A 13,720-nucleotide genomic window follows, 5' to 3' on the forward strand; every position below is an offset into this window, starting at 1 on the left:
TACACAGACGATATTTGATGTGTATCTTGCAGACCCACGCGCCTAGCCCTTCACCGAGCCGATCATCGCTCCCTTGGCGAAATACTTTTGCAGGAACGGATAAATAAGCAGAATCGGCACCGTAGCGATAATAATCATCGCCATCTTCACGGTGACACCGATTTTCGGTGCATCTCCGGACATGGCGGCATCGACCGCTTCACTTGTCATTTGCACGAGAATTTGGCGCAGCAGCACCTGCAGCGTCATTTTGCTGACATCACTGTTGTACATGACCGCCTGGAAGAAGATATTCCATTTGGATACCGCATAGAACAGAGTCAGCGTAGCGATAACCGGCAAAGAAATCGGCATGACGATTCTCGCCAGCACTCCCATATCATTGCTTCCGTCGATTTTGGCCGATTCCTCCAGCTCTTGCGGAACGGAGCGGAAGAAGCTGACCATAATCATCAGATTAAATACGCTAAGGGCACTGGGAATAATAAGCGACCACAGCGAATTCAGCATCCCCAGCTCTTTCACCAGCAAGTACGAAGGGATAATGCCTCCGTTAAACAGCATCGTAAAAAAAGCGAGGAACAGCATCACGCTAGTGCCCTTCACATGTTTCTTGGACAGCGGATACGCAAGCGAGATGGTTAACAGCATGCTGAGAATGGTTCCTGCAACCGTCACAAACACCGTATTATAGAACGTCTGGATGAACTGCCGGTTATGAAATACCGTATCGTAGGCGATACTCGTCCACTGCTTCGGCCAGAACAGCAATTGGCCCTCGTATACCAAATGCGCCGTGGAGAAGGACAGCACGAACACATTCCAGAACGGAAATACCATCAACAGCGCCATCAGGCCGAGCAGCGTGTAATTGACCGCCTCGAACCAAATGCCTTTTTGTATTTTCATGTGAATGATTCTCCTTTCCGAACGCTTTGGTTAAAATAAATAGTTATCGCTCGTCTTCTTGGCTACGTAGTTGGAACCGAGAATAAGGACAAGTCCTACCACGGATTTAAAAAGCCCTACCGCCGACGCGAAGCTGAAATTGCCCTGCAGCACGCCCGCTTTGAACACGTACGTATCAAACACCTCGGATACGCTGCTCACCATCGGGTTGCCCATAATAAACAGCTGGTCGAAGGAAAGGCTCATAATGTGCCCGATCCGCAGCAGCAGCAGCACAACAACGGTGTTCATTAGAGCCGGAATCGTAATGGCCTTCATCTGATGCCACCGGTTCGCTCCGTCTACACGCGCAGCTTCATACAATTCCGGGTTAATCCCGGCCAAGGCCGCCAGGAAAATAATCGTCCCCCACCCCGCTTCCTTCCAGATGCTTTGCAGGGTAATCATGCCCCAGAACAAGCGGGTATCCAGCAGCAGCTGCACCTTCGGAAACCCCAGCGCATGAACAATTTGGGTAACGATCCCCTCCGAATTCATCAACGTAATCGTCAATGAACAAATAACGACCCATGATACGAAATGGGGCAAATAAATGATCGTCTGTACCGCCTTCTGAAATACGACGGACCGCACTTCATTGAGCAGCAGCGCGAGCACGATCGGTGTCGGGAAAAACAATACCAGGTTCAGCAAGCTGATCACCAAGGTGTTGCGCAATACCATCCAGAAATCCGGATGCTTGAACAATCTCTCAAAATGAGCAAACCCCACCCAATCGCTATGAAAAATTCCCGCAAACGGGTTATAGTCCTGAAATGCCAGCACGATGCCATACATCGGCACATAATCGAAAAGCAAAATAAACGCCATGCCTGGCAGAGCAAGCAAATACATGTACCGGTCCGTCCACAGCTTTCTCCACAGCTTGCCGCGCTTTGAGCCTGATGCGGCGGCCGGCTTACTGCCGCGAATCGCCGCGGCTTCCGTTCCCATTGCCATAATGGAAGTTCACGCTCCTTATGAAAAGCTCGGGTACGTTCCGATGAGCAGAAACGTACCCGCTTGGCTTTCCTTTATTTTGAACTTATTTGTCGCTTGCGGAAATTTCCTCAACCCATTTGTTTCCTTCAAAACGGTCATACCACTGCTTCACGATACCGTCCCAATCCTTCACGTCGATATTGCCCATGATGACTTTTACCGTGTTGGTATTGATAAACGCGTCGGCTTCCGCTCTGTATTTCGCTCCGGTCGGAGAAAACGCGAAATCCAGGGGCGTAGGTATTTTCAAATATTTCTCCAGCATTTTGTTGCCGCCGACTATCGCTTTCTGCGCTTCTTCCGAGTTCTTCTTGCTGATAAATACTTCTTCGGTTGGCTGCAGCGGCAGCGTCCACAGGAATGCTCCCGGCATATCGCGCGCGATCAGATCGCTTTTCACTTCGTTCTTGCCGTCCTTCTTCGTATAGTGGATGCCTTCCGCGCCGTATACGTTGAAGCTTTGACCTTCCGGACTGGCCCCAAAGTCCAGCCATTCCATCAGCTTTTGCATTTTGGCAGGATCTTTAGCCGCATTTTTGGATACGAACAACCCGCCGTAATTTACGCGACCTGTAGCGCCTTGTTGGCCTGACGGACCTTTGACCGGCTCGAAAGGAACGAGCTTGGCGGACGGATTCGTTTTCTTGACATTGTCCTCAAAGTCGTTGATACGGGAAAGGAAATGGAAGAAGATCCCGGCCTGTCCTTTGCTGACCAGCTTGGATTCCGCCATTCTGCCGTCCGTTACCGCAAAATCCGGATCGATCAAGCCGTCTTTGAATGCTTTGCTCATCCAGGCAAGGTATTCCTTGAAAGCCGGGGTCGCGAAATTCGGCACGTACTTGCCGTCCTGCTTCACCCATTTATCCTGAATGCCGAACGGCTCCTGCAGACCGCTTGCCCCGACGAAGGCATTGTTAGCGTAGCCGATTTGAATCCCGTAGGTGTCCTTTTTGCCGTTATTGTCCGGATCATTGAATGTGAACGCTTTGGCTACGTTATAGAGCTCGTCCATCGTTTTGGGAGCCTGCAAGCCCAAATGATCCAGCCAGTCTTGACGAATCATCGGTGCATCACCAGTCGCTACAGGGTTACGCACATTCGTGATGGCCCATGTTTTATTTTGATACTTCGTAATATAAAGGTCCTTCTGCTTCTTCAGGTTCGGATACTTGTCGATATATTCGTCCAGCGGAACGATTTCTCCAGCCTTAATCATACCAACGATAAAATCATCCATCGTCCGCCAGGCGAATGCGTCCGGAATGTCTCCCGAGGCAATTTGCACGCGGATTTTCTCTTTATATATTTCATAAGCGTTGATATTGAACTCGAATTGAACGCCGAGCTTATCCTGCAAATATTTCAAAGCTTCATTGCTTTCCGCCGACGTGCTCGGAATCGTGTTTCCGTAATCGTAAGCCACTTTCAATTTTACAGATCCGCTTGGTGCCTTGGAGCCGTCCTGAGCGCCTTGCATCCCGTTCGCACCGCTATTGCCGCAAGCTGCCGTAACAGCCGCGAGTGCGGTTACCAGTACTATGCTTGCCGTCTTTTTCCAAATGCTGTTGGTTAACGTCATGTATGAAGTACCCCTTTTCCTCTTTATCAATTCCCGTTGATGTCCCATGGTATTGATGCTTGACCTTGCATTTTTCGGCCGGCCTGCCTCGTCATTACTTTATCCTTCTTCACGGATTCACAGCAACGATCATTTGCTGCAAAATGCCCTATTCTCGCACATTGACCAAACGTCTCGTCTTCAAAACCCAGCAGGAATGCGGGTTTTTGCGGCGACTTATCATTATGAGCAAATTCGCCTTTTGCCTGAATTGACACTTTCCATGCTATAATCAAACGGGTATATTTTATGAGAACCGATCCTGAGACGCCCAGCTTTTACTGGCAATAGAAAGGGGAGACATCATGCGGCTGCAGCGCTCCAAGAAAGCTCAGACTCTCATTCTCATGCTGCTGTTGACCTCCCTCAGCATTGCGGTCATGGGATTCACCGTATACCGCATCGCTACGAATACTTTGACTCAGGAGGTCCAGAGCGCCTACCGGGTTTCTTTGCTGCGCATGCAGGATCAGGTCGAAGGCTACTTCAAGCAAATTGACCAAGCCGTCCTGCAATTCGAAAAGCTCCCGGCACTCGAGTCACTCGCTTCCCCCAAGACGGAAGAAAATAACCTGGAACTATTGTCCTTGCTTGAAACGATGCTTCGCATGCAAACCTCTCTGGAGGATGTAGATAATATTGCCCTGTACCGGCTTGGCACGCACAGACTATACAGCACCAATCATCAAGTTTCCACCTTTCAGGATGATTATGCTCAGGTCATAGACAGGTTCGAGCGTCTTGAAAGCAGCCAAGCCTTTTTCAGCATGACGGTCAAACAGACACCGACAACCGTATATGTCCGGAAGCTGCCGATATTTCAAAGCTCCAAAGCTTTTTACATTATTGTTCATTTGAATCAGAAATTTTTCGATCATATCCTTGGAGCTCATAATGAATCCAAGGGCACTTACTTCATTCTTGATGAGCATGGGAGCTTATTGCAGTACCGTGGTGATCTAAGCTCTGAACGGCTCGAGAGGGAGATCGTTCCTATTATTATGAAAGGCATGCCGGGGTCCGAGGAGGTCTTTATCTCTTACCTGCCTCCTTCCTACAAGGGATGGGTATTCGGGTTCGCCATTCCTGCATCCGAGCTGTTTATGAAAATGAACGGTATTCGAAACGGCATTTTCATACTGGCGGGTATCCTGCTGGGGTTGGCCATCTTCGTTATTATTTTCTCTACGAACCGGCTGTGGCGGGGATGGAGCGACATCGTGTCCTTGCTGGAGGATTCCACTCCGGGAAAAGGGGATAAAGGGCTGACGGACAAGACGCTTCCCGGAAAACAGGCTTTCTCTGCCGAAGCCTCGGCGCCGTTGGACGAATTTCGCCAAATCTATGATAAAATGCAGCGCATCAAGGAAACCCGCGATGAGCTCAAAGAGCAGGTCAGGGAGCTGACGCCGGAAATCCGGGAAGCTTATATCCGCAATATGCTGCAAAAAGGACTCCGGTCGGAGGAAGATCTGGAGAAGTGCCGGCGGTATCACATTCCGCTGTTAACCGGAAACTATGGCTGCTATTGCGTTGAAATCGACCAATATAAAAGCATGGCGGAGATTTATTCGGAAGCCGATCTATATTACTTCCGCTACGGGCTGTCCATGGTGATTCAGGAGGCAATCGATTCCCAGGGACAAGGGGTCGTGTCCGCCCATGGCGACGGGCGCTTTCTCACTCTGATTACTCTGGAGGAACCGGCATCCGAGGAAGCCTATTCCATGATCCTGAGATCGGCATCGACGGTTCGCGATTTTATTAAGCAGTACTTTCCGTTTACCGTATCGATCGGCGTCAGCCGCGTCCGCAAAGAGTTTGCCTACCTGAGCGTATCCGCACAGGAAGCCGAGGAGGCATTGAAGCATAAGCTCGTGGCAGGTACGAACGAGGTCATTCCTATTGCCGAATTCCAACCGGATGGAACCGATGGACAGCAGCAGCCTCTCCCGATCTCGTTCCGTGAACTGGAGAACGATTTGATCTATGCCATCCGTTCCATGGACCGCGAGCTGGCTTACCGGTATGTGGACTCACTCGGTTCTCTGCAGGGTATTCGCACCATCAGCTATCAGTGGCTTCAAAGCCAGCTGGCCGAAATGGTGTTCTCTATCCATCGCACCGTCGGAAGCTCCCTCCGCAAGCCTATGGCGGAGCCTGTCATGGCCGAGCTTATGGAGCTTGCTACATTGGAGGAATGGAGCAGCTGGCTGAAAATACAAGCAATCGACCGGCTCATTGCCGGGTTGTCGGATGAGCATATGGAGCACATGCAGAACGTCGCCCGGCAGCTCGCCGCTTACATTGAGGAGCACAATGAAGAGGATCTGCGTCTGGAGAGCTGCTGCAAGGCACTGAACCTCCCTGCTTCCATCGGCAAGCAGGCGCTAAAGGAGGTTCACGACACAACCTTCTCCGAATTCTTGCTGCAAAGCCGGATTGGAAAGGCGCAAAGATGGCTCCTGGAGACGGAAATGAGCGTCGAGGAAATCGCCTCCCGCTTGCAGTACAGCAATGCGCAGAACTTCTCCCGGACGTTCAAGAAGGCGGTCGGCGTCCCTCCGGGACATTATCGGAAGGCTTATAGTTGAAAGGTTGTTATCAGCTAAGGAAGATAGATGGATGAGGGATGGGGATTGCCCGCAGGAGCAGGCGTTGGAGCAACCACTCTCCCGGTGAAAGACAAGCCCGTATTTGGCGGCGTTATCTTCGCTGCCGGCGTCGGCGGAGGTCTGGTGGGGGTACTTCACGTTCGGGGGACTGCCCAAGCTTCGCGCGGCAAGAAGCAGGCCCCTCTGAATACAGCTGCGCAATGTCAAAAAAGCCCATAGACCGCATCGGCGGCTGTGGGCTTTTGAGTGAAAGCTTATTCTTTGTGACTGTTGTTGTTTCGCCACTTGTTGAACTGCAAAAACTCCATAAACTGATCCTTACTGACTCCCGAAGACATGGCCTCCCGAACGAGTCCCACCCACTCCTCATCCAGATCCTGATGCTCGGTCGTTTTATTGTGCAGGAACGATTCTATAGGTACGTCGAGAACCGCGCATATTTTCTCCAGAAATTGAATGGAGGGATTGGATTGGATATCCCTCTCGATGGAACTTAAATAGGATTTCGCTACCCCGGCCTTTTCGGCGAGTTCCGTGAGGGTGAGCCCCTTTTCCATCCGTAATTGTTTCACTCGTCTGCCTATCATGGTAGCACCCCTACTGTTCTTTCTTTTTCTCTTCCTTCATATTTTATCAAAAAAAGTGCCGATGTGAACGTGTAAAAAAGAAAAAAATGAAATGAGCGACCATCCATACTTGGATTATGCTGTATCGGCTGGTACATGAAAGCCAAATACGGCTTGTCCTGCCCTAGCCCAAACAAGCCTTCAACATCCCGCTCCGGGATGATAAAGGCTGTTGAAGTGAGATGGAGAGAGCTGCGGCGCTCCATCCTGTTCGTTATTTTATCAAACGAATCGTTAAAGGATATTCATACATTTGCCCTTTGGAGGCCCGAACCGAGGCTATAATAATCACAATAAGCGCGAATATGCCCAGCAGCGGAAGCAGGACAAACCCGATTACCGCGAAGCAGAGAATTCCCGCAACAAAAGAATAGATGATCATCGATATTTGAAAATTCAGCGATTCTTTCGCATGCTCCGCGATATAAGCGGATTCATCCTTCTTAATCAACCAAATAATCAGCGGTGCGAGCACACCAAGAATAATGCATAATACATGAGAAAGCAGCGCCAAGTTTCTTTCTTCACTCGAAACCATACTGCACCTCCGTCCCTGGACTTTGTACTGCCAAACATAGATTGTCACTAGCAATATGTATGCGCCATTCGCGTTGAAGTTGCAGCCGAATCGAAATATTCCGCTATCTGCACCAAATCGGCAAAAAAAATAAGGTGCCGGATGCCGGCCCCCTATAGAAGATTTATGCTGTTAATTATTCATTACGGTAATTGGGTAGACCCCATCAAATAGCGGTCGCATTCACGGGCGGCCTCCCGTCCTTCGTTGATCGCCCACACGACGAGGCTTTGCCCGCGGCGCATATCCCCTGCGGCAAACACGCCTTCTACGTTCGTAGCAAATTTGCCGTAATCCGCCTTGGCGTTGGAACGCTCATCCTTCTCTACACCCAATTGATCCAGGACCGTATGCTCCGGACCGAGGAAGCCCATCGCCAGCAAGACTAGCTGGGCAGGGTATACCTTCTCGCTGCCCGGAACCTCCACCGGCACAAACCGGCCTTGTTCATCCTTCTTCCACTCGATAAGCACCGTATGGAGCTCCTTCACATGCCCATGTTCGTCCCCGACGAATTTCTTCGTGCTGATCTGATACGTCCGGGGGTCATCCCCTTGCAGCGCAGCCGCCTCCTGCTGCCCGTAATCCACCTTCAGCACCTTCGGCCATTCCGGCCACGGATTGTTCGCTTGGCGGGTCTCCGGCGCCTTCGGCATCAGCTCGAATTGCAGCACGCTTTTGCATTGATGGCGGATGGAGGTGCCCACGCAATCCGTCCCCGTATCGCCGCCGCCGATAACGATGACATCCTTGCCTTCAGCGGAAATGAACTGTCCGTCTTCATGCTTGGAATCGAGCAGACTCTTCGTATTCTTCGACAGAAATTCCATAGCCAGGTGGATGCCCTTCAGCTCGCGGCCTTCAATATTCAAATCGCGGCCCTTGGTCGCGCCACCGCACAAGACGACGGCATCGAACTCTTCCTTCAGCCTGGAAGCCGGAATATCTTTGCCGATCTCCGTACCGGTAACGAACTGGACGCCCTCGGCCGCCAACAGATCGATGCGGCGCTGCACGTAGGCTTTATCCAGCTTCATGTTCGGAATGCCGTACATGAGCAGCCCTCCGATGCGGTCCGCGCGTTCGTATACGGTCACCGAATGGCCCGCTTTATTCAGCTGGGCGGCACAGGCGAGCCCTGACGGGCCTGATCCGACGACCGCCACCTTCTTGCCGGTGCGCGATTGGGGTGGCTCGGGAACAACCCAGCCTTCGGCGAAGCCTTTATCGATGATCGATTTCTCGATATTTTTAATGGTTACCGGCGTGTCCTTCAGGCCCACCGTACAGGAGCCCTCGCAGGGCGCAGGGCACACTCGGCCCGTAAATTCCGGGAAATTATTCGTCTTATGCAGACGATCCAGCGCCTCCCGCCATAGTCCGCGGTAGACAAGGTCATTCCATTCCGGGATCAGATTGTTGACCGGACAGCCTGCCGCCATCCCGCTGATCAGCTTCCCCGTATGGCAAAAAGGGATGCCGCAGTCCATGCAGCGCGCGCCCTGCACCTGCAGCTTCTCCTCGCTCATCGGAACGCTGAACTCGTTCCAATGGCTGATCCGCAGCAGAGGGGCCGTCTCTTCGGGAGTTTCCCTCTGATACTCCATAAATCCGGTTGGTTTCCCCATCGTATACCTCCTGCTCGTGCCGGGCAGCGGCCGATCCTCTTTCGAATGCAGCCAAAGGAATCGTTCAAGCCCGGCACGGGATTAATATTAGTTGCCGCCTACGCGGGAGACGTCCCTCATGTTCTCTTCGAATGCGACCAGCATCGCTTCCTGCTGGCTCAAGCCGGAGCGCTTCACGCGCTCGATTGCCTCGAACATCCGCTTGTAATCCTTCGGAATGACCTTAATGAATTTCCAGAGATACTCTCCCCAGTTTTTCAACACGCGATCGGCTACGGTGCTGCCCGTAAACGTCTCGTGGCGCTGGATCATATTGCGCAGCTCCTCGGCTTCATACGTTTCCTCGACCTGCTCGAGCAGCACCATCTCTTTATTGCAGCGTTCGCTGAATGTACCGTCTTCATCCAGCACATAGGCGATGCCGCCTGACATCCCGGCTGCAAAGTTACGACCCGTCAAGCCAAGGACGACTACGCGTCCGCCGGTCATGTATTCGCAGCCATGGTCGCCCACGCCTTCGACAACGGCGCGAACGCCGGAGTTGCGCACGCAGAACCGCTCACCCGCTATTCCCCGGATATAGGCCTCGCCGTCCGTAGCTCCATAGAAGGCCACGTTGCCGATGATGATGTTGTCCTCGGCGGCAAACGTCGACTGCTCGGAAGGGAAGATGGCGATTTTGCCGCCGGATAAGCCTTTGCCGACATAGTCGTTCGCATCCCCTTCCAGGGAAAGCGTGATGCCCCTCGGCACGAAGGCGCCGAAGCTCTGCCCTGCGGAGCCGTTAAAATGCAGACGGATCGTATCGTGAGGCAGTCCCTCACTACCGTAACGGCGGGTGACCTCGCTGCCGACGATCGTCCCGACGACGCGGTTGACGTTATGAATCGGCAAAATCACATGCACGTGCTCTTTCCGTTCAAGAGCAGGCTTGCAGGCTTCCAGCAGCTCCGTCATGTCCAGGGACCGATCCAGACCGTGGTCCTGGGTCTCGGAGCAGAATCGTCCTACCTCTTCTCCAACCTCCGGCTGGTGTAGAAGAGGGGACAAGTCGATGCCTTTGGCCTTCCAATGCTCGATGGCCTGCTTCGTTTCGAGAATCTCGGTATGTCCGATCATTTCCTCAATCGTACGGAAGCCGAGCTCCGCCATCAGCTCGCGCGCGTCCTGCGCGACGAAATGCATAAAGTTGACCACGTGCTGCGGATCTCCCGAAAATTTTTTGCGCAAATCCGGATTCTGGGTAGCCACGCCAACCGGACAGGTGTCCAAGTGACATACCCTCATCATAATGCAGCCGAGGGCGATCAGCGGTGTAGTGGCGAAGCCGAACTCTTCGGCTCCAAGCAGCGCGGCAATAACGACATCGCGGCCCGTCATCAGCTTGCCGTCCGTTTCTACCGTGATGCGGCTTCTCAGATTATTCAGCACCAGCGTCTGATGCGTTTCGGCAAGCCCCAGCTCCCACGGCAAGCCGGCATGGCGGATGCTCGTTTGCGGCGAGGCTCCGGTTCCCCCGTCGTAGCCGCTGATCAGGACGACGTCGGCCTTCCCTTTGGCCACGCCGGCTGCGATTGTGCCTACTCCCACCTCGGATACGAGCTTGACGCTGATTCGAGCCCGCGGGTTCGCGTTCTTCAGATCGTGAATCAGCTCCGCCAAGTCCTCGATCGAATAGATATCATGATGCGGCGGAGGCGAGATCAATCCCACACCCGGCGTTACGCCGCGGACCTCGGCGACCCAGGGGTACACCTTCGTGCCCGGCAGCTGACCGCCTTCCCCCGGTTTGGCGCCCTGCGCCATCTTGATTTGTATCTCGTCGGCGTTAACGAGATAATGGCTCGTTACGCCGAAGCGTCCCGAGGCCACCTGCTTGATCGCACTGCGGCGAAGGTCTCCGTTCGCGTCGGGAGCGAAGCGCTCCGGATGCTCCCCTCCCTCGCCTGTATTCGATTTACCGCCGATCCGGTTCATAGCGATCGCCAGGCTCTCATGAGCTTCCTTCGAGATGGAGCCGTAAGACATGGCACCTGTCTTGAACCGTTTGAACATCGATTCTACAGACTCGACTTCTTCAATAGGAACCGGATTGCGGTTCGGCTTAAAGGAGAGCAGGGAACGCAGCGTGGCGTACTTTTCATTTTCTTTATGAATCAGCTTGACGAAGCTTTTGAACATGCCGTAATTGTTTGTTCGGACGGCCGTCTGCAGGGCGTGGATCGTTTCCGGGTTATACAAATGATCCTCGCCGTTCTTGCGCCACTGCAGCTCTCCCCCCGTATCCAGCACACGATCCCGGCCCTCCTGCTCGGAGAAGGCCCGCTGATGACGGAGAATCGCTTCCTGGGCAATCCCCTCTATCGTCATTCCGCCGACCGGCGTATAAGTCCACGTAAAATATTTATCGATAACGGAGGAGTCCAAGCCAATTGCTTCAAAAATCTGCGCTCCGCGGTAGCTCTGGATCGTGGAGATGCCCATCTTGGCCAGCACCTTCACTACGCCCTTGGTAGCGGCTTTCACGTAGTTATAAACCGCCTTTTCCGCCGTAATGTCCTTCAGCCTGCTATGGCGGACCATATCCTCCAGCGTTTCCAAGGCCAGATAAGGATTGACCGCGCTGACCCCGTAGCCCAGAAGCAGAGCAAAATGATGCACCTCACGCGGCTCGCCCGACTCCAGCAGCAAGCCTACCTTCGTCCGCGTGCCTTCGCGGATCAGGTGGTGGTGCAGGCCCGAGACCGCAAGCAGCGCAGGTATGGCTGCATGGCGGGCATCTACGCCGCGGTCGGATAATAGAATCAGCGTTGCGCCGCCGGCAATCGCTTCATCCGCAGCCGCGTACAGCTCATCCATCGCGCGTTCCAGCGCGGACGCGCCCTCAGCCGGATTGAACAGGATCGGCAGTGTAACCGTGTGGAAGCCTTCACGCTGAATGCCGCGCAGCTTGGCAAGCTCTGCATTCGTCAGGATCGGCGTAGCCAGCCGGATTTGACGGCAGCTTGCCGGCTCCGGCCGGATCAAGCTGCGCTCGGGACCCACCGTAGTGCCCTGCGCCGTAATAATCTCCTCGAAGTTGGCGTCGATCGGCGGGTTCGTCACCTGCGCAAACAGCTGCTTGAAGTAGCTGTACAGCAGCTGCGGCCGGTCCGACAGCACCGCCAGCGGAGCATCGAAGCCCATGGAGCCTACAGGGTCCACTCCGGTTTTAGCCATAGGCTCCAAAATTTTGCGCAGGTTCTCGAAGGTATAGCCGAACGCCTGCTGGCGCTGCAGCACCGTATCGTGATCGGTCTGCGGCACTTCAGCCGCTTCCGGCAGCTCCTCAAGCGATACCAGGTGCTCATTCAGCCATTCGCGGTACGGATGCTCGGCGACAATGCTCCGCTTGATCTCCTCATCGGATATGATCCGGCCTTCCGCCGTATCTATGAGCAGCATGCGGCCCGGCCGCAGACGCTCCTTGCGGATAATGCGCTCCGGAGCGATATTCAGCACGCCGGCTTCGGAAGCCAGGATTATGAGATCGTCCTTCGTAATATAGTAGCGGCCCGGGCGAAGCCCGTTGCGGTCGAGCACCGCGCCGACCACCTTCCCGTCCGTAAACGAGATGGCGGCCGGTCCGTCCCACGGCTCCATCAGGCAGCTGTGGTATTCGTAGAACGCTTTCTTCTCATCGCTCATCGACTCATGCTTCGACCAAGGCTCGGGAATCATCATCATCGCCGCGTGAGGCAGGGAACGGCCGGACAGCATGAGGAACTCGAGCGTATTGTCAAACATTTGCGAATCGGAGCCGCTGGTATCGATGACCGGCAATATGCTCTTGAAATCCTCCCCGAACAGCTCCGTTTCGCACATGGCCTGACGCGCATGCATCCAATTGACATTGCCGCGCAAGGTGTTAATTTCTCCGTTATGAATGATATAGCGGTAGGGATGCGCCCGCTCCCAGCTCGGGAACGTATTCGTGCTGAACCGGGAGTGAACGAGCGCCAGCGCAGTTTCAAAGGCGGGATCCTTCAGCTCGATATAGAAATGGTCAACCTGAGCGGGCGTCAGCATCCCTTTGTATACAATGGTTCGGCTTGATAAGCTCGCAAAATAGAGCGGCTGTTCACAGTTCAAGGCACGCACGGCATTCTCGGTCCTTTTGCGGATCACGTACAGCTTGCGTTCGAATGCAAGCTCCTCCACGCCGTTCGCCCCGATAAAAATTTGGCGGATAAAGGGCTCTACCGATTTGGCGGACTCGCCCAGGGAGGAATGATCCGTAGGAACTGTTCTCCAGCCAAGCAATAGCTGGCCGGCTGCCGCCACGTTCTCCTCCAAAATCTTCTCACAGGCAGCACGCTCAGCCGCATCCTGAGGCAAAAAAAGCATACCGACGCCGTATAGTCCGGCCTCCGGCAGCTCTATGCCTTCCTTGCCGCATTCCGCTTTCAAGAAGCGATGCGGAATTTGCAGCAAAATACCGGCGCCGTCTCCCGTATTCGTCTCACTGCCCTGTCCGCCGCGATGGTCCAGATTGCATAGAACATTCAACGCTTGACCGACAATCTCATGACTCGGCTTCCCCTTGATGTTGGCAACAAAACCGATACCGCACGCATCATGCTCGAACTGCGGATCGTACAGGCCTTGCTTCATTGGCAATCCTTTTCTGTTCATGTTGTACAACCTTTCTATCCTTTATTTGT

Annotated in this window: 9 protein-coding genes; 2 read left to right on the forward strand and 7 right to left on the reverse strand. The window is 53.7% G+C overall.

Annotation, left to right across the window (positions count from 1 at the left end):
- Positions 1–42: 42 nt before the first annotated feature.
- From ABEA66_RS30230 to ABEA66_RS30240, 3 genes are all read right to left on the reverse strand, one after another.
- On the reverse strand, positions 43–909 hold the full coding sequence (locus tag ABEA66_RS30230) for a carbohydrate ABC transporter permease (protein WP_345593465.1): 867 nt from the start codon (positions 907–909) through the stop codon (positions 43–45).
- A 30-nt stretch (positions 910–939) separates the two neighbouring features.
- Positions 940–1,908, reverse strand: coding sequence for an ABC transporter permease (locus ABEA66_RS30235; RefSeq protein WP_345593467.1), 969 nt, complete (start codon positions 1,906–1,908; stop codon positions 940–942).
- Between the two features lie 85 nt (positions 1,909–1,993).
- The gene (locus tag ABEA66_RS30240) at positions 1,994–3,532 is read right to left on the reverse strand and encodes an extracellular solute-binding protein (protein WP_345593469.1); all 1,539 of its coding nucleotides are present in this window, start codon (positions 3,530–3,532) and stop codon (positions 1,994–1,996) included.
- Between the two features lie 344 nt (positions 3,533–3,876).
- On the opposite strand from ABEA66_RS30240, the gene ABEA66_RS30245 reads away from it, so the two are divergent.
- Together ABEA66_RS30245 and ABEA66_RS30250 are read left to right on the forward strand one after the other, a co-directional pair.
- Complete coding sequence (locus tag ABEA66_RS30245) at positions 3,877–6,165, forward strand: helix-turn-helix domain-containing protein (RefSeq protein ID WP_345593472.1); 2,289 nt, start codon at positions 3,877–3,879, stop codon at positions 6,163–6,165.
- Positions 6,166–6,192: 27 nt separating this feature from the next.
- The gene (locus ABEA66_RS30250; RefSeq protein WP_345593474.1) at positions 6,193–6,405 is read left to right on the forward strand and encodes a hypothetical protein; all 213 of its coding nucleotides are present in this window, start codon (positions 6,193–6,195) and stop codon (positions 6,403–6,405) included.
- 35 nt (positions 6,406–6,440) lie between these two features.
- Here ABEA66_RS30250 and ABEA66_RS30255 read toward each other — a convergent pair whose 3' ends face one another.
- The 4 genes from ABEA66_RS30255 to gltB all read right to left on the reverse strand — a co-directional run bounded on the left by ABEA66_RS30255 (position 6,441) and on the right by gltB (position 13,691).
- A complete protein-coding gene (locus ABEA66_RS30255) occupies positions 6,441–6,773 on the reverse strand; it encodes a helix-turn-helix domain-containing protein (RefSeq protein WP_079914529.1) in 333 nt (110 codons plus the stop codon).
- 253 nt (positions 6,774–7,026) lie between these two features.
- On the reverse strand, positions 7,027–7,350 hold the full coding sequence (locus ABEA66_RS30260) for a DUF4870 domain-containing protein (protein ID WP_079914530.1): 324 nt from the start codon (positions 7,348–7,350) through the stop codon (positions 7,027–7,029).
- A 182-nt stretch (positions 7,351–7,532) separates the two neighbouring features.
- On the reverse strand, positions 7,533–9,017 hold the full coding sequence (locus ABEA66_RS30265; RefSeq protein WP_345593477.1) for a glutamate synthase subunit beta: 1,485 nt from the start codon (positions 9,015–9,017) through the stop codon (positions 7,533–7,535).
- 87 nt (positions 9,018–9,104) lie between these two features.
- Positions 9,105–13,691 carry a glutamate synthase large subunit gene (gene gltB / locus ABEA66_RS30270; protein ID WP_345593479.1) on the reverse strand — a complete coding sequence of 1,529 codons (4,587 nt, stop codon included), beginning with the start codon at positions 13,689–13,691 and terminating at the stop codon, positions 9,105–9,107.
- Between the last annotated feature and the right edge of the window lie 29 nt (positions 13,692–13,720).

Source organism: Paenibacillus vulneris, assembly GCF_039543185.1.
Taxonomy (GTDB): Bacteria; Bacillota; Bacilli; order Paenibacillales; family NBRC-103111; genus Paenibacillus_S; species Paenibacillus_S vulneris.

Bases quoted from the DNA above. Each gene is read 5' to 3' on its own strand.
- ABEA66_RS30230 (WP_345593465.1), bottom strand. From the start codon at position 909: ATGAAAATACAAAAAGGCATTTGGTTCGAGGCGGTCAATTACACGCTG.
- ABEA66_RS30235 (WP_345593467.1), bottom strand. From the start codon at position 1,908: ATGGCAATGGGAACGGAAGCCGCGGCGATTCGCGGCAGTAAGCCGGCC.
- ABEA66_RS30240 (WP_345593469.1), bottom strand. From the start codon at position 3,532: ATGACGTTAACCAACAGCATTTGGAAAAAGACGGCAAGCATAGTACTG.
- ABEA66_RS30245 (WP_345593472.1), top strand. From the start codon at position 3,877: ATGCGGCTGCAGCGCTCCAAGAAAGCTCAGACTCTCATTCTCATGCTG.
- ABEA66_RS30250 (WP_345593474.1), top strand. From the start codon at position 6,193: ATGGATGAGGGATGGGGATTGCCCGCAGGAGCAGGCGTTGGAGCAACC.
- ABEA66_RS30255 (WP_079914529.1), bottom strand. From the start codon at position 6,773: ATGATAGGCAGACGAGTGAAACAATTACGGATGGAAAAGGGGCTCACC.
- ABEA66_RS30260 (WP_079914530.1), bottom strand. From the start codon at position 7,350: ATGGTTTCGAGTGAAGAAAGAAACTTGGCGCTGCTTTCTCATGTATTA.
- ABEA66_RS30265 (WP_345593477.1), bottom strand. From the start codon at position 9,017: ATGGGGAAACCAACCGGATTTATGGAGTATCAGAGGGAAACTCCCGAA.
- gltB (WP_345593479.1), bottom strand. From the start codon at position 13,691: ATGAACAGAAAAGGATTGCCAATGAAGCAAGGCCTGTACGATCCGCAG.